Origin of the sequence: Vibrio sp. D401a, from assembly GCF_030248515.1 — a bacterium.
Taxonomy (GTDB): Bacteria; Pseudomonadota; Gammaproteobacteria; order Enterobacterales; family Vibrionaceae; genus Vibrio; species Vibrio rotiferianus.
Genome location: NZ_JAHGAI010000045.1, coordinates 35,724 through 57,005, shown reverse-complemented (window position 1 = coordinate 57,005; position 21,282 = coordinate 35,724). Strand labels below are relative to the sequence as shown.

The 21,282-nt window shown below is 45.6% G+C and carries 20 protein-coding genes; 10 read left to right on the top strand and 10 right to left on the bottom strand.

What is annotated here, in order from left to right; translation table 11 throughout:
* Positions 1-70: 70 nt before the first annotated feature.
* Complete coding sequence (locus KIV41_RS18990) at positions 71-553, bottom strand: Lrp/AsnC family transcriptional regulator (protein ID WP_010453479.1); 483 nt, start codon at positions 551-553, stop codon at positions 71-73.
* Between the two features lie 321 nt (positions 554-874).
* On the opposite strand from KIV41_RS18990, the gene KIV41_RS18985 reads away from it, so the two are divergent.
* Positions 875-1,042: a hypothetical protein gene (locus tag KIV41_RS18985; RefSeq protein ID WP_156145290.1), complete on the top strand. Its 168-nt coding sequence runs from the start codon at positions 875-877 to the stop codon at positions 1,040-1,042.
* Between the two features lie 10 nt (positions 1,043-1,052).
* Here the strand turns inward: KIV41_RS18985 and KIV41_RS18980 are convergent, their stop codons facing one another.
* Entirely contained in the window at positions 1,053-1,301 is a 249-nt protein-coding gene (locus KIV41_RS18980) for a hypothetical protein (protein WP_045394728.1), read from the bottom strand.
* A gap of 315 nt (positions 1,302-1,616) precedes the next feature.
* On the opposite strand from KIV41_RS18980, the gene KIV41_RS18975 reads away from it, so the two are divergent.
* The 5 genes from KIV41_RS18975 to KIV41_RS18955 all read left to right on the top strand — a co-directional run bounded on the left by KIV41_RS18975 (position 1,617) and on the right by KIV41_RS18955 (position 4,165).
* Positions 1,617-2,222 (top strand): histidine phosphatase family protein, encoded by a 606-nt coding sequence (locus KIV41_RS18975; protein ID WP_071235814.1) that lies wholly within the window; start codon positions 1,617-1,619, stop codon positions 2,220-2,222.
* 7 nt (positions 2,223-2,229) lie between these two features.
* Positions 2,230-2,763, top strand: coding sequence for a GNAT family N-acetyltransferase (locus tag KIV41_RS18970; protein ID WP_045394724.1), 534 nt, complete (start codon positions 2,230-2,232; stop codon positions 2,761-2,763).
* Positions 2,764-2,909: 146 nt separating this feature from the next.
* Positions 2,910-3,272, top strand: coding sequence for a hypothetical protein (locus tag KIV41_RS18965; protein ID WP_045394722.1), 363 nt, complete (start codon positions 2,910-2,912; stop codon positions 3,270-3,272).
* The gene (locus KIV41_RS18960; RefSeq protein WP_285337443.1) at positions 3,259-3,708 is read left to right on the top strand and encodes a hypothetical protein; all 450 of its coding nucleotides are present in this window, start codon (positions 3,259-3,261) and stop codon (positions 3,706-3,708) included. The genes KIV41_RS18965 and KIV41_RS18960 overlap by 14 nt, the downstream gene beginning before the upstream one ends.
* Positions 3,677-4,165 carry a GNAT family N-acetyltransferase gene (locus KIV41_RS18955; protein WP_285337441.1) on the top strand — a complete coding sequence of 163 codons (489 nt, stop codon included), beginning with the start codon at positions 3,677-3,679 and terminating at the stop codon, positions 4,163-4,165. The genes KIV41_RS18960 and KIV41_RS18955 overlap by 32 nt, the downstream gene beginning before the upstream one ends.
* 18 nt (positions 4,166-4,183) lie before the next feature.
* Here KIV41_RS18955 and KIV41_RS18950 read toward each other — a convergent pair whose 3' ends face one another.
* On the bottom strand, positions 4,184-4,423 hold the full coding sequence (locus KIV41_RS18950) for an RNA-binding protein (RefSeq protein ID WP_285337439.1): 240 nt from the start codon (positions 4,421-4,423) through the stop codon (positions 4,184-4,186).
* 413 nt (positions 4,424-4,836) lie between these two features.
* Here KIV41_RS18950 and KIV41_RS18945 point away from each other — a divergent pair, with 413 nt between their 5' ends.
* Entirely contained in the window at positions 4,837-5,367 is a 531-nt protein-coding gene (locus tag KIV41_RS18945) for a GNAT family N-acetyltransferase (RefSeq protein ID WP_010453496.1), read from the top strand.
* Between the two features lie 108 nt (positions 5,368-5,475).
* Here the strand turns inward: KIV41_RS18945 and KIV41_RS18940 are convergent, their stop codons facing one another.
* From KIV41_RS18940 to KIV41_RS18920, 5 genes are all read right to left on the bottom strand, one after another.
* Entirely contained in the window at positions 5,476-5,985 is a 510-nt protein-coding gene (locus KIV41_RS18940) for a MerR family transcriptional regulator (RefSeq protein WP_138940898.1), read from the bottom strand.
* 180 nt (positions 5,986-6,165) lie between these two features.
* The gene (gene putP, locus KIV41_RS18935; RefSeq protein ID WP_138953782.1) at positions 6,166-7,659 is read right to left on the bottom strand and encodes a sodium/proline symporter PutP; all 1,494 of its coding nucleotides are present in this window, start codon (positions 7,657-7,659) and stop codon (positions 6,166-6,168) included.
* Positions 7,660-7,796: 137 nt separating this feature from the next.
* The gene (locus tag KIV41_RS18930) at positions 7,797-8,504 is read right to left on the bottom strand and encodes a 1-pyrroline-5-carboxylate dehydrogenase (protein ID WP_071235808.1); all 708 of its coding nucleotides are present in this window, start codon (positions 8,502-8,504) and stop codon (positions 7,797-7,799) included.
* An 11-nt stretch (positions 8,505-8,515) separates the two neighbouring features.
* Positions 8,516-11,647, bottom strand: a complete 3,132-nt coding sequence (putA, locus tag KIV41_RS18925; RefSeq protein ID WP_285337436.1) for a bifunctional proline dehydrogenase/L-glutamate gamma-semialdehyde dehydrogenase PutA — start codon at positions 11,645-11,647, stop codon at positions 8,516-8,518.
* Positions 11,648-12,061: 414 nt separating this feature from the next.
* Entirely contained in the window at positions 12,062-12,871 is an 810-nt protein-coding gene (locus KIV41_RS18920) for an AraC family transcriptional regulator (protein ID WP_010453504.1), read from the bottom strand.
* An 833-nt stretch (positions 12,872-13,704) separates the two neighbouring features.
* Here KIV41_RS18920 and KIV41_RS18915 point away from each other — a divergent pair.
* The gene (locus KIV41_RS18915; protein WP_038887021.1) at positions 13,705-14,424 is read left to right on the top strand and encodes a PAS domain-containing protein; all 720 of its coding nucleotides are present in this window, start codon (positions 13,705-13,707) and stop codon (positions 14,422-14,424) included.
* A gap of 564 nt (positions 14,425-14,988) precedes the next feature.
* Positions 14,989-15,696: a DUF445 family protein gene (locus KIV41_RS18910; protein ID WP_285337434.1), complete on the top strand. Its 708-nt coding sequence runs from the start codon at positions 14,989-14,991 to the stop codon at positions 15,694-15,696.
* A 42-nt stretch (positions 15,697-15,738) separates the two neighbouring features.
* Here the strand turns inward: KIV41_RS18910 and KIV41_RS18905 are convergent, their stop codons facing one another.
* Entirely contained in the window at positions 15,739-17,079 is a 1,341-nt protein-coding gene (locus KIV41_RS18905; RefSeq protein ID WP_285337432.1) for an MATE family efflux transporter, read from the bottom strand.
* A 196-nt stretch (positions 17,080-17,275) separates the two neighbouring features.
* Positions 17,276-20,050, bottom strand: a complete 2,775-nt coding sequence (locus KIV41_RS18900) for a glycoside hydrolase family 3 C-terminal domain-containing protein (RefSeq protein ID WP_285337431.1) — start codon at positions 20,048-20,050, stop codon at positions 17,276-17,278.
* 259 nt (positions 20,051-20,309) lie between these two features.
* Between KIV41_RS18900 and KIV41_RS18895 the strand changes: the two genes are divergently transcribed.
* Positions 20,310-21,188 (top strand): AraC family transcriptional regulator, encoded by an 879-nt coding sequence (locus KIV41_RS18895; protein ID WP_285337429.1) that lies wholly within the window; start codon positions 20,310-20,312, stop codon positions 21,186-21,188.
* Positions 21,189-21,282 lie beyond the last annotated feature (94 nt).

Genomic DNA, 21,282 nt, shown 5'->3' with positions numbered 1-21,282 from the left:
CCAACAGCATCGAGAAGACCATTGTTCCAAGGCGCTGAGTTTCAGCGTCTTTACTTATGGCCCGACAACACTAAAGTGTCCCTAGGAGATCTGGGTTAACACCTCGACCAACTTTATGCTCTTCTATTACGACTTCACTTCGGGTTTGAATAACACCAGGTAGGGTCCCTAACTTACTCGACATAAACTCCTGGTAAGCTTTCATACTTTTGACTCGCACTTTGATCATGGTATCGAAATCCCCTGACAGCGAATAACATTCCTCTATTTCTGGCATCAACTCGACCGCCTTCGCAAACTTTTCAAAGATAGAGAAACTGGTTTGGTCTAAACGAATATGAATAAATACTTGGACATCTAGCCCAAGTTTTTCAGCATTAAGCTCTGCATGGTAGCCATTAATATAGCCACCTTTTTCCAACCTTTTGACTCGTTCCGAGCATGGTGACGTCGTGAGATTAACCAGCTTGGCTAACTCCACAACAGGTATCCGCCCCTTAGAATGCAAAATACTTAATATCTGCAAGTCAATCCTATCCAGGTGATAACTCATCAATTACATCCTCGCAACAACTTAGCATCCATACCTTAATCGCTGCCATTTGTTTTGCAAACAGACAAATCAACAACGTGTGAATCTGTCATTATTTTAACGTTTGCGTAGCACAAAAATTCAGCGACAAAAACAAGATGGCTAAATCTACATAACTTTGATTTATAAAATTTGGAAATTTTTCTATGAGTTTATAGGCGAGATAATAATGTTAATGAAAAAACTTATCCCTGAACTCTGCAGAGAATAAAATGAGCCAAATAGGAAAGAACCGAGCCAAATTCTAAGGCAATAATGAGGAAAAATAATTAGGAGAAAGCAATGTTAACCCTACAACTTGCGTACAAGCCGTTCGGTCTTGGAGAGTGGACTTACACGACAGTATCACACGAAGTCGCAAAATCATTAGCCGCAGAGTATGCCTCATATGGTTGGCCAGTAATGATTGATGGATTACCGTTCGCTACGCAAAAAGAACTTGCTGCTTAATAAATCTCGATCACATGATCGCTGACGTCTGTCGCGCTGGATGTTGAATAACTTCACCTATAGCGCGATGATTACAGCATCGACAATAGTATTGAGGTTCCATTTCATAGTAGTGCTCACCTGTCACAAATTTCGCCATCAACTGCGTAAAGCTTACCACTTTTCCAGTCAGTGTTTCGATTTGATCAGGTTCACAACGCTTCATGATCACTTTGTGCTGCGTTGTTCTTCTGCAGGCTGAGCAATAAATCTCCGGCATGCTTCCTCTCCCTGTTTTTACTGGACTACTGACAGTTGACATATTTTGTTCAAAAAAATTCCACAATAATAAATGTGTTTTGTCTTTTTGTGCTATTCCTCCAGAAAATTCCGCTAATCCACCTAAAAACTGAGACCTAAGTCGGTCTCATTTTGTGGCGCCACTTGTGCAAAAATAATACAAACCTATGTAATATGACGCTATCAGTGATTACGCAAATACTTTCATTAGCTGCAAGTATTTCGCCACGATGCCGATAGATGCATAGTAAGCACGTATCGGGTTGAGGAAACTAATACAAAACAAGGAAGTTAGATGATTCATATCACCTTTGTCCGTCATGGGCGTTCACAAGCCGACGACCTGAAAGTACACGAAGGACGATTCGACAGCCCATTGACTGAAGTAGGTATTCAGCAAGCACAAAATAGAGCAAAACAGTTTGTTGAAGAAGGGCGCCAGTACGACGCAATCTTGAGCAGCTCAATGCAGCGGGCGCGACACGTCGCCGAGATCTTTTCTGAACAGCTAAATGTCAGCATAACGACTCATGATGAGTTAATGGAGCGTGACAACGGACCATTACAAGGTTTGCCATTTAGTGAATCTAAGCACAAATATCCTATGGCTGATTTCGTCAACCCATATCAACCTTGCGTTGTCTCTGCCAATGAAGGGGAAAGCGGTGTTGAGCTTTACGCCCGAGCAAGCCTTGCCCTTCAATCTATCATCAGACGTGGCAGTGGCCGCTACTTGGTGGTGTCTCACGGACGCTTCCTCAGCACGATGTTTAATGTGATTTGTGGCAACCAACCAAGAGCCAACGAAACTGGCGTCCGATTTGCGTTCGATGATTTGGGCTACTTCGACACTACTTACAGACCAGACCTGGATGTTTGGGTCATTCAATCTGTAAGGTGATTCCGTTATGCCAACACAACCAAAACTCTTTACTGAACGACTCATTCTGCGACCTTTCCAGCATGAAGATAGTGAACGCGTCGCGTTGCTCGCCGGAGAAAAAATCATTGCAGATATGACGGCGAACATTCCGCATCCTTATGAACTGCCTATGGCGAAAACATGGATAGATGGGCATGGTCCTATGTTTAATGAGCAAAGAGGCATAGCGTATGCCATAACGCTACGTAGCACCGGAGAACTGCTTGGCGCGGTAAGTTTACCAAGAATTGAGGACGGTTATGGCACTCTAGGTTATTGGATTGGCGTGCCTTATTGGGGGAAAGGTTATGCATTCGAAGCATCTCAAGCGCTGATTGAGTTTACTAAATCTTATTTCCAACTCATCGGTATTCGAGTGATGCACTTGGTAGAAAACCAACGCTCAAAATCCGTGATACAAAAATTAAATGTGCCTTATGTAGGAAACAAAACCCTCGGCATGCAAGGAGCAGAACGCGAAGTTTGCGTCTACCAATGCAGATTTGATGCGAATAACTAAACCTGAAAGCGTTCCGCAAACTAAAGAAAGCATTGAGTGTACGGTGGGACTTGCCTCTTAGATTTGTCGTTCAGCGAAACTAAGCGGCTCTCATCGTGACATTATGATGTGCAAAAGATAACTAGATAGAACATGGAGTCATTGGCATGGAAAGCCTCGCAAAATCTCTCAATCAACAAGGGTTCCGCTGTCATGCGCTAGATAGAAAAGTCAAAGTAGAACTCGGTAGCTTTGGGCAATACGTTTACGTGATTAAGGACTACCAAACAGGTCACTATTTGGTTCAGCGCCATTTAACCATCAAAATGGCGACGTTTATCCTTATGCTGAGTACCGGTCTGTATGGCTTAGTGACCAAAGGAAGTGGCATCAGCGCGGTCCTTGCGGCTATCTCAGTTGGTGGGCTAATAAACCTGATTTTAATTGAAGTGAAATCTCAGCCGCTTACACAAGCTCTGCGTAAGCTGTCGAACATAAGCAGCGAGGAAATTCGAAGTGATCATTCATGAGACCTCACAAAACCTGCCAAAGAACAATCCGTTCTTATTCAGCATTTGGTTTCTATCACTCACCTACTTTGCTTATATAGGCGGTTACCTATGGTTAATAGGGGCCGGAATGGCTGTATTTGCCCTATTGCTGTTCGTATTACATCTATCTAAGCGTAAGTGGTTTACGCCAAAATCGATCAGCATTGAGTCCGCTTCTAATAGTTTGAAGTACCATCAAGATTCTACTGTGTATTTTCGTATTCCATTGAATGAAATCAGCAAGGTTCAAATTGAGAAAGAACCTTTCAATGGTAACTGCTTGATGCTCTACACCGCTAAAGATTCTTATCAGGTTCCAAATTCCAACAACTTCGATAAACTGCAATTAGCGCAATTAATGAGACAGCTCGAAGAGAAGATTGATGATAGAGATAGTCAAAGCGCAAACGAATGACATTATCCAAGTGGCGGATTTGGTTTCTAAAGTTACACAGCGCCACATCCTTGAGCACTTTACCGAGGAAGGAAAACGGCGCTTCCTCGCAAGAATCGGACAAGATATGACACGAGCAATAACGCATCGAGACTTCTTTGCCTTAGCGGCATTTCGCGACAGTAAGGTGGTTGGCTTTGCCGCTTTAAAAGATGATAACTATCTCACCCACTTGTTCGTAGCAACCGAAGTTCAAGGTCATGGCTTGGGTAAACAACTTCTCGATACGATATTGGGCTCAACCCAAGATAAACCAAGAAGTTATGTGCGTCTTCGCTCAGCACCCAACGCAGTGTCGTTTTATCAAAAGCACGGTTTTGAACGCACCGATGATCTCTGCGAGAAAGAAGGAATTCGTTATGTGCCAATGCGATTAGCTCTCCCTTCCTCTCTTGAAATACAAAAAAGCCAGCAGTGAGGCTGGCTTTTCTCTATCTTAGTCTTGAGCGACTTTCACGCGAATTTTGCTTTTCGCTACGTTGCTCAAGTTCAGCGCTTCCAGTGCAGCAATCGCTTCTGCTTCATCTGGCATGATCACAAAACCGAAGCCTTTTGATAAACCGGTTTCTTGATCAAGAACCAATGTACAAAGCTCTACTTTGCCGTGTGCAGAGAACAGTGCACGCATGTCTTGCTCAGTCGCTTGACGAGCCAAGTTTCTTACTAAAAGTTTCATAGTGAACCTAGTGGTTTGAATAACCATACAATTCTCTCAGGTTCTTCAAAACAAACCAAGTGAATAATATTTTATACCCAAATGACTTCATGATGCAGGATTCAGAGCGTTGTCATTGATTCGAGGTCAAGGAAAACAACGCAGCGTAATAGCCAGCTCTTTCCAAGTTGTTTGACGTAGCAATCGAGTCAATGACACGCTCCCAAAGGGCGAGCTGCCTTGGCTTGTATACTTTGTTGCCGATTCTTGATTTAGACCCACTAGACCTTTAAATCGCCGCCGCGTATACAAACCAAGTCATTCTCGCTGAACCTAGCATCTCGAGGTTATTTGGGTATACGAACAACTAGATCATTCTAAGTACATCTGTTTAAATGATTTTTCGTTCATTTTTCACCCAAAGGAGAGTCGATATGGAAACGAAACGTCTTAAGCTAATCCCTGCTTGTTTAGATCGTGCAGAAGAAGCGCACCAAGCAGTATTGCGTAGCCAGAAGACACTCGAAGTGTATCTTCCTTGGGTGCCACATGTGCTCACACTAGAAGCCATGATTGAGGGGACAGAAAAAGCCATCGCCAACTTTGAGAGTTTTGAAGGGGAGTTACGTTACTTCATCATTGAGAAAGAAAGCGACCGCTTAATTGGTGCGGTAGGCTTAATGATTCGTGATCAAGAAGTGCCATCGTTTGAAATCGGCTACTGGCTGGATGATGCAGCGGTGGGCAACGGCTATATTTCCGAAGCGGTGCTTGAACTAGAGCGTTACGCGTTTGAAGACCTCGGCGCAAGACGCATTGCGATTACCGCAGATTCAACCAACCTAAAAAGCCGCGCCGTCGCAGAGCGTTGTGGTTATGACTTTGAAGGCGAGTTGAGACACGACCGCCTCTCTACCTCAGGGGAATTGAGTAACACTGTGGTTTACTCAAAAATCCGTAACTAGGCAGTTTGTTATTAAACTTTTTTATTAAATATAGCGCCACAAAAAATAAGCCTCACAAAGAGGCTTATTTTTATTTAACCGGTTTTTAAGACGCTGTTTAAACGCTAATTATAGAGCGCGAATGCGCACAATTTCGTCTTGCTCAATACCCAAAGATTCAAGGAACTTTTGGTGTTCAGCAGGCTCCATCTCTTCGAATTTCTGGTGCCATGTCACCATGTCATTTTCAGAAAAACCCGCCGCCTGCATGATTTGTACCCAACGTTCTTTAGTCACAATATTATCCTCTATCAGTTGTGGTTCTTGTAGTAGCACCACGATCGCTTTTTGTTGCGCTCGCAGATTCTGAATCTCGCGTTCGAGTTCATTGAAATGGTCTTTCAAGATCTCCGCTTGAGATTTGCCTTTCTGTGCCAACAAAGTACGTATGCTGGAAATCGGTAACCCGTAAGAGCGATATGATGAGATGGTTTTTAAACGCTGAATCTCATTTTCTCCATACCATCGATAACCATTTTCTGAACGATGCGCAGGCGCTAGCAAGCCTTCGCGTTCATAGTAGAGGATCGTAGTACGAGAGAGTCCACACTCTCTGGCCAGTTGGGTTACGGTTAGCATAATGGCTCCTTTTGTCGGTACAGACATAGCATCAGCCCTACACTGATAGACGGGTCAACACGTTTTTCACTATACCTCAGAAACTCTTTCATTGAGGTATTGGTGAGTCATTCAAATTGCTATCGAACAAACACAAAAAAGCCCGCGATAAACGCGGGCTTTGTTTTCATTTGAGAGAAATTAGTCTAGTTCAACCAACTTCTTCTCGTATTCTTTGTGTTGATCAAGTACTTCTTGTGCCGCACCGCCAGTCAACTTACTTACGACAATAATCGCAATCGTTGAGAAGATGATGCCCGGTACGATTTCGTACACATCGAACCAACCACCTGATAGCTGTTTCCAAACCACGATAGTCACACCACCGATTAGGATACCTGCTAGTGCACCGTTACGGTTCATACCGCTCCAGTAAAGGCTAAGTACAACTGCCGGACCAAACGCAGCACCAAAGCCTGCCCATGCGTAAGATACAAGACCTAGAACAGAGCTGTCTGGTGTCATTGCTAGGAATAGCGCGATAAGAGAAATCACGATAACGCCAATACGACCAATCATCACGATTTCTTCAGACGTCGCATCCGGCTTAATCACTTGCTTGTAGAAATCTTCAGCTAAAGCAGATGAAGACACAAGAAGTTGCGAATCCGCAGTACTCATTACCGCCGCTAGGATTGCCGCCAATAGGATACCTGCAATCACTGGGTGGAATACCGTGTTCACCAATAGCATGAAGATTTTTTCGCCATCTTCTAGTTGCGTGCCTGGGTGACCCGTTACCCACACTAGACCAACAAGACCAACTAGCATTGCACCCGCCATAGAAAGCGCAGTCCAACCCACAGCGATACGACGCGCTGTTGTTAGGTCTTTGTTTGAACGAGAAGCTTTAAAACGCGCTAGGATGTGTGGCTGACCAAAGTAACCTAGACCCCATGCCACCAACGAGATGATTGCGATAGCCGATAGAGGCTCGCCTTTCACGTCGTTCCATAGCGTTAATAGCTCTGGGTTAATGTTGTGCATGTCCGTCGCTAGTTGACCTAGACCACCGTCCATTACTGCAACAGGCACGATCATTAGTGCTGCCGCCATCAGTAGACCTTGCACCAAGTCCGTCCAAGACACCGCTAAGAAACCACCGAATAGCGTGTACGAAACCACACACACTGTGCCAATGATAACGGCAATGCTGTAATCCAAGCCGAATACGGTCTCAAACAGTTTACCCCCTGCTACCAAGCCTGAGCTGGTGTAGAAAAGGAAGAATAGAAGAATGAAGAACGCAGAGATTGTCTGAATCAGTTTCGACTTATCGTTAAAGCGACGCGACAGGAACTCAGGCAGCGTTAGCGCATCAGTTTGGATGCTGTACGTACGTAGGCGTTTTGCACTGATTAACCAGTTTAGCCATGTACCCACAAGCAGACCGCCTGCTAGCCAGAATGCTTCAATACCTGCTGCATACGCATACCCCGGAAGACCAAGTAGCAACCAGCCACTCATGTCTGATGCACCCGCAGATAGTGCCGCTGGCCATGGACCAAGGCTACGACCACCTAGGAAGTAATCTGATGAATTGGAAGTCCTCTTATACGCGTAAACGCCAATGGCAACCATAATTAGTAAATACGCCACAAAAGTGGTCGTGATAGCAAAGCTATTTTCTATCATTTGATAGTCCTCGTTATAATTATTTCCTTCCTTGCCCTCTTTGATATTTTGCCATCGCAGCAATACATCAAAGCAAGAGATACCAACCCAAATGAGCTCTACGACTCTTTGTGATTAGGTTGGCATCACAAGTCAGGTTAGTGGGAGTCGCTTCCCAACTCGAGTAGAGTCGCGTTACCGCCCACCGCTGTAATATTTATCGTTCGTGTACGCTCAGTAATAAAGCGCAACGATAGATGAGGATCATGAGTCAATGTCGGTGACTCTAAATCCGTTTCAGAAACTAAGCCGACGATAGCACCGTCACGCTTAGCCAGTTGCAGGTTAAGCGCATGCTCAACCTGTGAATGCCCAACATAACCCACACTACGTACGTCGCTGTCTAACAACGGGGAAGACGCATCGTACGCAACCACTTGGACTAAGTTAGATGGGAAGTTTGCTGACACTACAGCCTGCTTAACCAATTGAGTAAGCTCTGTATTGTCACTGCAAATCACCACACTGTTGCCTGCAATCAAAGCACAGGTGATCATTGCAAATGCGCTGTACAGTGCGTTCTCGGTATTCGCCAGATTGTTTTCACAAACGACCAAAGCCACACCGCGACCCGCCGCGTACAGCTCGTTAGTTTCGCCCGTAGGACCCACTAACTGATGAGTTTCTGCTAGAAGAGTAGACGCTTGCTGCAAGTGGTAAGACACCACTTTGCCAACCACACTATGCTGCTCTTCAATCGCAGATTTAAATGCCAGCAAATGCTCGCATTTGTAATCAAAATCGGTCAGATTCCACTGCTCCCACGCAGAGAATGCATCTTTAAAATACGTGATTTGATGAACCATAATGCGACTCCTTATGCTTTCTCTGCTTGAACAAGATGTTGTTGAGTGAAGCGGTATAGGTAGTGAGGACCACCAGCCTTCGGCCCCGTACCCGATAAGCCTTGACCACCGAATGGCTGAACGCCAACCACCGCACCAACCTGATCTCGGTTGATGTAGCAGTTACCCACGCGAGCGTGTTTTTCAATCCAACGGTAAGTGGTTTCGTTACGGCTGTGGATACCCATTGTGAGACCAAAACCGGTTTGGTTGATTTGCTCAACCACGTTTGGCAACTCAGACGCTTTAAAACGAACAATGTGCAAGATAGGACCGAATTGCTCTTCTTTCAGAACATCAATGCCCGAGATTTCGAACGCACTTGGCGACACAAAATCACCGTGCTGACACGCTTCATCCAATTGCAGCTGTGCAACTTTGGTTTGCGTGCTTGTCATGTGCTCTAGGTGAGCAAGGAGTTTATTTTTTGCATTGCTGTCGATAACCGGACCCACATCCGTTTTGTGTAGGTAAGGAATACCAACATGCAGTTCATTCATCGCACCTTGGATAAGGTTGATGATGCGATCCGCAACGTCTTCTTGAACAAACAGGACACGCAGGGCAGAACAACGTTGACCTGCAGAAGCAAAAGCGGAACGAATCACGTCACGCACAACTTGCTCTGGCAGTGCCGTACTATCCACAATCATCGCGTTTTGACCGCCAGTTTCAGCGATAAACGGTACTGGCTTCGCGCTGCGCTCGGCAAGCGTCACGTTGATGCGCTGCGCCGTTGCTGTCGAACCAGTAAATGCCACGCCTGCAATCGCATCGTGAGACGTTAGTGCATGACCAATTTCACCACCACGCCCCGGCAATAGCTGAATCACGCCTGCTGGGAAGCCGGCTTCTAGCATCAATTCAATCGCACGCGCCGCAATTAAGCTAGTTTGCTCAGCGGGCTTAGCCACAACTGTGTTACCTGCAACCAATGCGGCTGTAACTTGACCAAGGAATATCGCTAGTGGGAAGTTCCATGGGCTGATACAAACGAATACGCCTAACCCTTCGCGGCTAGAAATGCGCTTCACGCCATCAAATCCTTCCAACTCGAACGCTTGAAGGTTTTGCGCTTGTTTCGCGTAGTAACGACAGAAGTCGACCGCTTCACGCACTTCATCAATGCTGTCATGAATCGTCTTGCCCGCCTCTTGATGACAAATCGCCACCAGCTCAGCAAGGTTGGCTTCCATTAGGTCAGCCAAAGTTTCTAAACACTGCGCTTTTTGTTCTATCGCGGTGCCTTTCCACTCAGGGAATGCAGCATCAGCCGCTTCGATTGCAGCGGAAACATGATCAAGGCTTGCGAAAGCCACCTGACCTACTTCGATACGGCGATCGTAAGGTGCGGTAATGATTTCAGCAGCACTCTCCTTGATCATGCTTTCGGCATGTTTTTCGCCGTTGATGATCGGACCCGCAGTCCACTTCTGATTCAGAAAGCTTTCAACCTGCGCTTCAAACGGCTTCGCTTCGCTGTCGATATCAACGTTGACACCGTACGAGTTTTTACGCTCTGGGAAAATGCCGGTTGGCATTGGAATTTGACCGTTGTGTAGCGTCTCAAACGAGGTCAGCACATCAACAGGATGATGCGTCAGCTCTGAAATAGGACAACGCGCATCCACCAAACGGTGCACAAACGAGCTGTTCGCGCCGTTTTCTAGTAAGCGACGAACCAAGTAAGGCAGCAGATCCGCATGGCTACCGACTGGCGCGTAAATACGTACTGGCTGACCATAAGTGTCCATCACATGGTTATAAAGCGAATCGCCCATACCATGCAGACGTTGGAATTCGTAATCTTTGTGCTCTGCCATTACAGCAATAGCCGTAACAGTGTGCGCGTTGTGACTAGCAAACTGCGGGAAGATATTACCGCGCACGCCTTCACTCAGTAGGAAACGCGCACACGCTAGGTAAGCAACATCCGTCGCTTCTTTGCGCGTGTAAACAGGGTAGTTTTCGTAACCTGCTTGTTGCGACCACTTGATTTCGCTGTCCCAGTACGCGCCTTTTACTAGACGAAGCGGGATCAAATCACCCTGCTCTTTCGCTAGACCGTTTAGCCATACGAGCACAGGCAATGCACGTTTCGAGTAGGCTTGAACTACCAGACCAAACTTGCCCCAGCCTTTCAAAAGGTCGCTGCGGTACAGTTTTTCAAACAGTTTTAATGACAGCTCAAGACGGTCCGCTTCTTCTGCGTCAATCGTAATGGCAACATCCACTTCGATAGCGCGCTTGAGCAGTTGCGTTAAGGTGTCGTAAAGCTCTGTCATCACGCGTTCTTCATTTGCCACTTCATAACGTGGGTGAAGTGCAGAAAGCTTGATAGAAACAGAAGGTGCAGGACTTGTATCGCTACCGTACGTTTCACGACCAACGGCTTCAATCGCCATTAGGTAGTCTTTGAAGTACTTGCTTGCGTCTGCCGTAGTCAGCGCCGCTTCACCCAACATATCAAATGAGTAAGTGAATCCTTTGTCGCGCATTGGGCGACCGTTCTTCTGCGCTTCTTCAATCGTACGACCACGTACAAACTGATGACCCATGATCTTCATTGCCTGATACATGGCTTTACGAATCACAGGCTCTGAGAATTTATTTACAAGACGGTTTACAGCCTGACCTGGGCTCTGGGTTTCTTGCTCACCAAGACCAATCACTTTACCCGTTAACATTAAGCCCCAAGTCGAAGCGTTAACGAAGACCGAATCAGAACTCTTAAGGTGAGATTTCCAGTCAGCAACGCTTAACTTATCTTTAATCAGAGCATCTGCCGTTGCAGAATCAGGAATACGCATCAAGGCTTCTGCAAGACACATCAGCAAGATACCTTCTTGGGTATCTAAGCTGTATTCCAGCAGTAACGCATCAATCATCTGAATTGACTTCTTGTCCGCACGGATGGCTTCGATAAGCTGGGTTGTTTGGGTCGTGATTGCCGATTTTTCTTCCGCTGTCGGCGTTGCTAGTGGCAATAATTGCTCTAGCCATTGAGACTCGTCCACCATGTACAATGGCGAGATCAGTGACCACAACTTATCAAGCGGCTGCTCGATAAATTCCGGTGTTAACACGTTCGTTGCTGTAAACATGCGTTTTCCTCAATCTCTCTCCTCGAAAACCGCTTCGAGGATCATCAATGGCTGGCAGTGTATTTTGAGCCCGAGAAGAATACTTGTCAAAAACTCCGAGCTTTTTGCTAAAAACTCGCTTTTATAACAAAACATCTACATAGTCACACGCAATTACATAATATATTGTGTTGTAAAAATTCATCTTTGCATGTCATTTACAACAAAAAATGACGATTTTTCGAGAATTTTCATTTGAATAAGAAGGATTTAGATTGCCCTTTTGCGAGAAATGGACAAAAAAGTGGAAAGTTATCGAGGAAATAAACAAAAAAGTTCAGCTTGGCGACAAAAAATGCATGCGCAAAAAAACCGCGATCCATGCGCGGCTGTTTCTCAATAAGCAATTTAATGAATAAAAATAGAAGCAGAATATTAATACTGTTTCTTATACTGGGAAGGTGACAATCCTTGTAAACGAGTAAAAGTATGCGTGAAAGTACTTTGGCTCGAGAAACCTGTAAACTCAGCAATCTGTCCAAGCGTTAAGTTACCTTGCTCAATCAAATCACGCGCCATATCGATGCGCTTACCAAGTACGTACTGATGCGGCGTAATACCCATCTGATCTTTGAACAAGCTATGGAATTGGCTTTCACCCAAAAACACACTGCCTGCCAACTGTGCCACACTGATTTTATGACTAAGATGCTGCTCGATATAGCGGTCAATCGCTTCCAAATCAAAGCGAGACTCTTTCCTAGACGTTTCAAATGCCGATATATGACGTTGCATCAGAGCAATCACAGTGTCATTACAAGCACGGCTAAGCAGTAAGTCGTCGGGATGATTGCGCATCTCTTGCACCAGCATCTGAATCAGCTTTTGGATTTGGCCATCCAACTGGAAGTAAAGGTGAGAGCGCTCTAGGTTATTGATTTTCTGAAGCATCTCTGGTTCGTCACTCGCTGGTTTTGGCATGTTGAGCACCAAAATATCAGACTGATGAATCACGCCACCGAAAGCATGATCAGAAGACGCCGTTACGATGCATCCTTGTCCAGGACCAACCAAGTTACCCTGTCCGCGGACTTCAAATTCTGCTTGTCCTTTCAAGCCGATCACAATCTGGGTGTAAGCATGATCATGACAATCCATATAAGACGGAAGCGTGATCAGCTCTGCTGGCTTAGGCAGCATGATCTCTTTATATAGCGGGGCTTTCGGGTTATCTGAATCACTCATTTCGAACTGTCGTCTTTACACGGTCGGCTTACACCTTGGCATCATATACCTTCTCGGTTGGGTTGCAAATCTTCCCCAATTCAATCGCACAAGATCAAATCAACATGATCAAAGCACTCAACATGATCATAGTTCCGGAACGATGATCATGCGAGCGTAACCTACGGTCATTGCTCAACCAATTTTATTAACAAAAACCGAAAGATAGATAAATATCTATAATTTGGCCGCGCACAGGACGAAGATCCTCATTCCCTATAACTCACACTTCTGACGCTATATAGCCGAAATGACGATAAATTCATGGATAGCACGAATCTGGCAAGAGAAATAATCGCTTAAAAAGAAGATTTTTTCTTTAAAACAGTAGCATAGAGGGATTTCCCCCCTTTCGAATATGCCTCTAATTCAATACATTAGATCTCGAGCTTCGGAGGCATACGACCCGGAGCTCATCGGTATCTTATTGATACCTCTAATTTACTTAGCAGACCCTCGCTATGTAATTTAGAACCTCTTCTACACGTCGACAAGATTTATCTTGTGTTGCCAGCCCGTCTTCAGGCTGGCTTTTTTTTGTCTCAAGCCAATGAAAACAATGGCATAAGCTGATAGTATGGCCGCACTTAATTCCATCCCAGTGTAATGAAACTCGAGGCTTCACCTCACGAACTCATATTCGCTCATTACACAAATCACGAAAGCATGATCAAGGTTAGTACCTGTAATACCAATCAATGTTATCTGTTGGGATAAGCCTGCTGGATCACATACCAAACGTATGTTGCTTCTTTGTTCAGCAGTATAATAAGCAGTAATAAGTGAGCCATCTTGTGAATATTCCAGTCAATGCCATAGAACAGTCGCTTCTCCGACAGCTACCGGGTTGTTGGGGATGTAAAGATAAAGACTCAGTATTCCGCTATGTAAACCAAGAATACGCGGAGCTTTTGGGGCATACTTCTCCCGACGAGTGCATAGGGAAAACCGATTTTGATATGGTGAGCCCAACGACCGAGTGTGCACTTGAGTTTCAACGTCAAGACCACTACGTAATTGAGAGTGGTGAATCTCTAAAGATTCTCGATATACACCCATACCCCGACGGTCGTTGGCGGGCGCACATTTTTACCAAAACACCTTGGCGCGATGATGACGGTAATATTGTCGGCACCATTTTTTATGGACGAGAGTTGACGGATACCGCAATCATAGAGGTTGGATATTGGGTATGCCGAGCGATCGGTGTACATAACGATGAAAAGTCTATTTTCCGCTTCTCTAACCTAAAACCAGAGCCAGAAAAATTGACCAACAGAGAACAAGAAACACTATTTTTGCTCCTGTATGGAAAGAAGCCTCAGTACATCTCTCAAGTAATGGGCATTTCAACTAAAACAGTAGAAGGCCACGTAGCACGCTTACGAACCAAGTTTGAGGCTAATAGTAAAAATGAGTTGATCGATAAGGCAATGGAAGCCGGCTTCGGCTCAATCGTGCCTCAGACTCTCCTGAAAAGGCAACTCTCCGTAGTGTTAAACGGAGAACGATAGACATTTAACCACAGCGAGCCATAACGTTTGGCTCGCTACTATTGGCACTTCACCTCTCCTCATCATTCCACTGTCGTTAGAGCTTTCGTGACCTCACACATACAAAATCTTAAATATGAAACAAAATATGGGATCGATATCACAATATTTGTGGTATTATACCGCCCCGTTGCGTAATCGTAAGCAGTGGACACAATGCAGAGTCATACGCTGGATCGTTTGTAATTTCACTTTTTGAGAAACAGCTATACTCATTAAATGGCTTAGTTATTACATTAATAATAAGGTGATTAGCTTATGTGTAAATGTGGTTCAATGCAGATCGTACAAGTAAAACAAAGTTGGGCTGACAAGCTTTTCGGCTATTCAGAACGATGGAAATGTCAACTTTGTCGTAAGATCTTCCGCATCTAAAACGTTGCGAAACCAACAAACTACTTAAACCCTATATTAATAGGGTAGATAAAAGCAGTGGCCCGACAATGATTGTCGGGTTTTGTTTTTTCTAGTAATCCCCTAAAATCTCCCCTCATAAATCTATTACTTATTCGAAAGTTCCATTTCATGAACAAGAGCTTAATGACAAATATTCTGGCCCTAGCGTTAATGGGGGCTGGCTACCATATTCAAAATGATTACCTTTGGTTCGCGGGGCTGTTTGCATTTTCTGGTGCAATTACAAACTGGTTAGCCATACACATGCTGTTTGAGAAAGTACCTGGATTATATGGTTCAGGCGTAATTCCCGCTCGTTTTGAAGAATTTAAATTCGCCATCAAACAATTAATGATGGAGCAATTTTTTACTGAAAAAAACATCGACCGATTCCTGAATCAGGAAATGTCTGGTGGGGTTAACATCGACTTAGAACCTGTCATTGAGAAAGTAGACTTCGAGCCTGCTTTTGATAAGCTTGTTGGCGTGATCGAAACTTCGTCATTCGGCAGTATGCTTGCAATGTTTGGCGGCTCAGAAGCACTTCAACCTTTAAAACAGCCGTTTGTTGAGAAAATGCAGGAGTCGATGGTTGAGCTCAGTCAGAGTGACACCATCAAACAAGCTTTAAAAGAACAGCTTGAATCACCAGCAATGATGGATGAAATTAAACAGAACATCGAGGGCATCATAGATCAACGCCTAAGTGAATTGACGCCAAAATTGGTAAAAGAAATCGTACAAAAGATGATTCGTGAACACCTAGGCTGGCTTGTTGTTTGGGGCGGTGTTTTTGGTGGTCTAATTGGTATAGCCACCTCAGCTATTAGTGCTTAACCATTAAATGATTAGGGCCCTTACTCAGGGCCCTTTTTGATTTTAGCTGACTCGAAACTTAGTCCACACTTGTGAACGCCAACGTCTTGCCATAATGATCCCACGTACCCACTCATCAAGCGCCATCGCCATCCAAGCACCGAACACGCCGTAGCCCATATGAATACCGAAGACATAGGAAAATAACACCCCCAGTCCCCACATGCTTAAAATACCCATTTGTACCGGGAATTTGATATCACCAGCCCCCTTCAGTGCCGAAATGAAGATCAAATTAAACACGCGTCCCGCTTCCAGCAAGATAGACCCCAGAATCAAAGCACCAGTTAATGCCAAAATTTCTGGCTGATCGGTGAAGACGGTTAAAATTTCATCTCGGAACAGGTAAATCAACGTCGTCGCCGTTGTTGATGCGATAAAACCCACTAAAAAGTAAATTTGAACACGTTTTAGAATACTTGTTATCCAACCTTTACCGATGTAGTAACCAGTCTGAATCTGCGACGCCTGGCCAATTGCTAAGGCAAATGCAAAAGAGAAACGGGCGATATTTTGCGCATAAGTTAATGCCGCAAGTGATGATGTTCCCATCTGCACTACAAAATAAACGATGCAGATTTGTGCCATATTGTAAGACAAAACTTCACCAGCGTTCATGCCACCGATTTTCAAAATCTTCTTGTATACATCACCCGACACTTGTATTAGCTTTGACATTGGCACGTCAATGCTACTTCGGGTCAGGATCACACCAAGCATCAATGTACCGATCACTTGGCTAACGACCGTCGCAACCGCAACCCCTTCGACTCCGTACACAGGTAGGCCAAACGGCTGATAAAGCGCAATGTAGTTACCGATGATGTTGAACACGCCAGAAATCAGGTTCACCACCATTGGTGATCGCGAATAACCGTGGCTCCGCAAAATCGTAGTAAAGACGATACCGATGGTCACGTTAAACGTCATTGCACCACTGATCAGTAAGTATTCTCGAGCGTACTGCTCAACTTGGGCTTCTAAGCCGTAGTATGGCAAGAAGAACACCGCCCCGATCACAGCCAGCACACTCAAGAATACGCCTACAAGCACGGATAAAGCGATACTTGCAACGCCCACATCAACCGAGTCTTTCTCGCGTCCTGCGCCATTATATTGCGCAATCAGAATCCCCGTACCACTGCTTACGAAGGTGGATACAATGATTAGGAAAAATGTTAATTGTGTGATTACCCCAACGGCGGATACCGCTTTGTCTGAGTAACCACTCAACATAAATACATCGCTGGTTCCTAAAGCCGTCCGTAGCAAAATTTCCACAAGTATTGGCCAAGCTAATGCCACAATGGACATACGCTGGTTGATATTCTGGCTTTTAGGCATGTGTTTGACCTTTCCTAAAACTAAAAACTGCCCCACAGAGAACTGTGAAGCAGTTTGAGTTATCGACTAATTTTGTGCGCGGATTGTATAACTTTTAAACGCAAAGTCACGTTACTTTTAGGGGTATTTACAAGAAACATTCCCCACCATTTACCCAGCAACAACAAAACCATAAGTTTACGTTATCATTTATTGTTTACTGCTTGATTATTTTGATTTTTTCCAGCTCTAAACCCGGCTTAACAAAGTCGATATCTAGGGTGTAGAACCCAGGATTCAACTTCACCTTCAAACCTTCTACAGTAATCAGTTCACCATCCGTGCCATGCATTGGTAACGTCATACTAAAGTCTCCATTGAGGAATAGACTGCAAGAAGATTGCGCCAGAGAGTCACGCTCGTACTTCATCATGCCGTTGAACTGGTATACACCTTCCTCGTCCACCTTAAGCACAACCGAAGCGTTCACTTTCGTATTCAAGGTAATTTCCTGTTCAACGGAATGCGTTTCTTCACTTGGTTGCTCAGTTTGTGCAATAAAGGTTTTGATTGGCTCGTAAGCTTTCAGCGGTCGTTCCATGACTGGAGCGGCCATGATGAAGCGACAGATATTCATCGCAGAGCGCTGCAACTCACCAATGGTTAGTGTGCCGTTTTCTAGCGCTTGTAACGTGTCATCGCCCATCGCATTGCTCTCTGCACCATCATTCTCGACCACCATGTAAAGATCGTTTTGTGCACGCACCATAAATGAAGTAAAGGTTTTACTCTCTTCTCCCGCTTCGATTGGGTCATTCATCTTCGCCCACCAATCCGTCATCACAATGCCGGTATAGCCCCACTCATTACGCAAAATAGTGGTGTTTAAGTCGTAGTTGGATGCCGCCCAATGTCCATTTACTGGGTTGTAAGAGGTCATGATGGTGGTCGCATTGCCTTGCTTCACCGCCATCTCAAACGGCTTGATATGGATTTCACGCAGTGCACGTTCAGACATGACGCTGTCCACATCCACACGAGCGGTTTCCTGATCGTTCGCCGCATAGTGTTTGATGGTGCCCGATACGCCCGCTTTGCTTAAACCACGAGTTTGCGCTGCCGCCATTACGCCCGTCATAAACGGATCTTCAGAGAAGTACTCGAAGTTACGTCCATTCAAAGGGTGGCGGTGAATATTGATGCCAGGGCCAAGCAAAGTATCGATGTGGTTGGCACGCAACTCTTCACCAATCAGGAAGAAAAGCTCTTCGTTTAGGGCGGAGTTCCAAGTACAACCAAGCAAAGTGCCAATTGGTACCTGCGTTGCCTTGTGTCCACTGTCCATACGAATACCTGACGGGCCATCTGCTGCCGCTGCCGTTGGAATACCTAGTTCAAACAGACTGTCCGACACACCACCAAACGCGGCTGCCGTTCCCGGCGTCACTTTCGGGCTGCACATACCTTCACCACGAACGATAGTGGCAAGTTGCTCCGCTGACATCTGCGCGACAAAGTCCTCTAGGCTCGCTTTGCCTTGTTTCACATCCATCAGCTTAATGCCTTGGTTGCCGGTCAGTTCGAACGTGCGAGGCATATTAGCTTGGATACGCTCAGCCAAAGAGACGCTGCGTTGTGGCGTCATTTCATGGCTCAACGCATACGTGCCATTATCGCTCTTTTGTGCAGGCTTCATGCGTTCAAATTCATGAATTGGCGCGCAAGCCTCACTCAATACTTCAACGACTAATGTGTCATCCAATTGGAACGTCGCCGCAACTGGCTTAGCGTGACGTACGCTTTCACCAATACAGAACTGGTAGCAACCTGCTTCCAGCACATAACTGCTGCGATGACTGGTCGCGCCGCTGTCATCGTAAGAAGCTAGCGAAGCAACAGGTATTGAGATACGAACCAACTCACTCGCGCCAGGCTTAAGTGTTTGTGTTTTAGCAAAGCCCGCCAACACGCGAGCAGGTTTACCTAGCTTGCCTTGGGGCGCTTCAGCATAAAGCTGCACCACTTCTTTGGCGGCAAATTCAGAGCCAACGTTGATCACTTCAACATCAAAGTGCAGCACAGCATCTGCACCTTGACCTTGAGTTGTGAACTCGACCAAATCACGGCTGAAATCGGTGTACGATAGGCCAGCGCCAAACTCAAACTGCACCACTTCAGGATTGAAGGTTTCAAAGTAACGGTAGCCCACGTAGATATCTTCAACGTAGATGTTGCGGTCTTTACGCCCGAAGTTCGCCGATGATGGGTAGTCGGCAAGATCGTAAGCAATCGAATCGGTCAAACGACCACTTGGTGATTGCTCGCCAGACACGATATCCGCCAAACCATGACCGCCTTCCATACCCGCAGCCCAGCTGTAGAGCACACCTTTGATGGATTCATTGCCTTCGATGGTGTTTAACCACGCCATGTCCATGATGTTGGTGACGTTCATCACTACGATCACGTCGTTGAAGTGGCGATTGACCTTGGCGATCATGTCCGCTTCTTCTGCAGTTAAGCGGTAGCTGCCCGGCTCATCGGCGTTGTCTTGGTCTTCACCAGCGGTACGACCAATAAACACCATGGCTTTGTTGGAGCTCGATGCCGCTTTTGCAACAAGTTCATCAGTCAGTGGCATTTCCTGTTGGAACCACGGTTCCGCCGCCCAGCCACCGCCGCCATCGTCAAATGGGTGCTCTGCAATCCAATCTTGGTAGATCGCAACCAACTCTTCATTCAAACGAACCTTTGCATTAGCGCGCAAACCGTCTAGCGCACTGATCGCATAAGGCACATTCACTGCCCCTCCCGAACCTGTGCCGCTGCGGTGAGTATCAATTTGGCAGCGACCAAACAGCGATAGGGTATCTTGCGCGGTCAGAGGTAAAACCGCGTCATTATTTCTGAGAAGTACAATCCCTTCGGCTGCCGCTTGTCGGCTTACAGGGACGAGGTTCTTTTGCGCTTGGCTAATTTGTTTATTGTTCATACACAACCCACAACCGTTCATTTTTATTTCGTATTTCAGCGCGCTGAATGACAACGGGTCATTAAAGTCGCGCAATTCGTTATTGGCATCGTGCTTTTCACCAGCTAAACAGGCATTGAAGGCAAGTTAAAAAACGTCGCCAGCCCAGCAAAAACGGGCAAAAAACGTCGATGAAAATTCGTTTTTCTATGGGGAAATAGTATGCTGACCGGATGCGCCATTCTACCAAAATGGCGACAGTAAAAAGGAATATCGCGACATGAGCATCATCTACCAACTCAAAGCACATCAGAAGCACAGTCATCTCAAGTTTGCCTACGTCGACGGACATCACCATTGTGATTTTGCCGCGCACAAACATGACTTTTCTGAACTATTTTTAGTGGTCAGTGGCAGCGGTAAGCACACAGTCGCGGAATACGAATACCCGCTACACAAAGGCGATGTATTTGTGATTAATGGCGACATCGAGCATGGCTTTCGAGACGTAAACAAACTCAAGATCATTAACTTGATGTTTGACTCCAACACGCCGTTTTTTGAAATACCTTCGATGCGCCAGTTGTCCGGCTACCAAGCCATGTTCAAAGTAGAACCTATCGCGAGACAAACCACCGAGTACAAAGCAAAACTGACCCTAGACCGTCAGCAATTGCCAGAAATCGAACGCCTTTTGTCAGATTTGAAGTCGGAATATGAAGCCTCACAGCCTGGATTTGAAGTCATGCTAACCAGCTTAATGCAGCAGTTGGTGATTGCTCTTTCCCGAATGTATCAAGACCAAAGCCAAGAGTTGCCACAAACCACACTTGCACTCAGCCGAGCCTTGGTATTTATTGAGCAGCACTTCAGTGATGTCGGCGTAAACAGCGATGCAATTGCGAAGGCAGCCTTCATCAGTAAACGTCAGCTAGAAAGGCTATTTCGCCAGTTTTTAGACACATCACCGAACCAGTATTTGCGTGATGTGCAGTTGAACTACGCGACAAAGTTATTGTGTGAAGAGAACGAGCGCTCGGTTCAGCACATCGCCGAACAGTGTGGATTTTCGGACAGCAACTATTTCTCGAAATGCTTTAAACAGAAGTTTCAGCACAGTCCGAGAAGTTACCGCAAAGAACATTTCTTACTGGCATAAAAAAAGCCGCTATGCCAGCGGCTATGAATGGGTAACCATTCACTGCAATATAATCGAGCTCCCCCGTAACATGCCCAAGTCGATTCAAGATAGT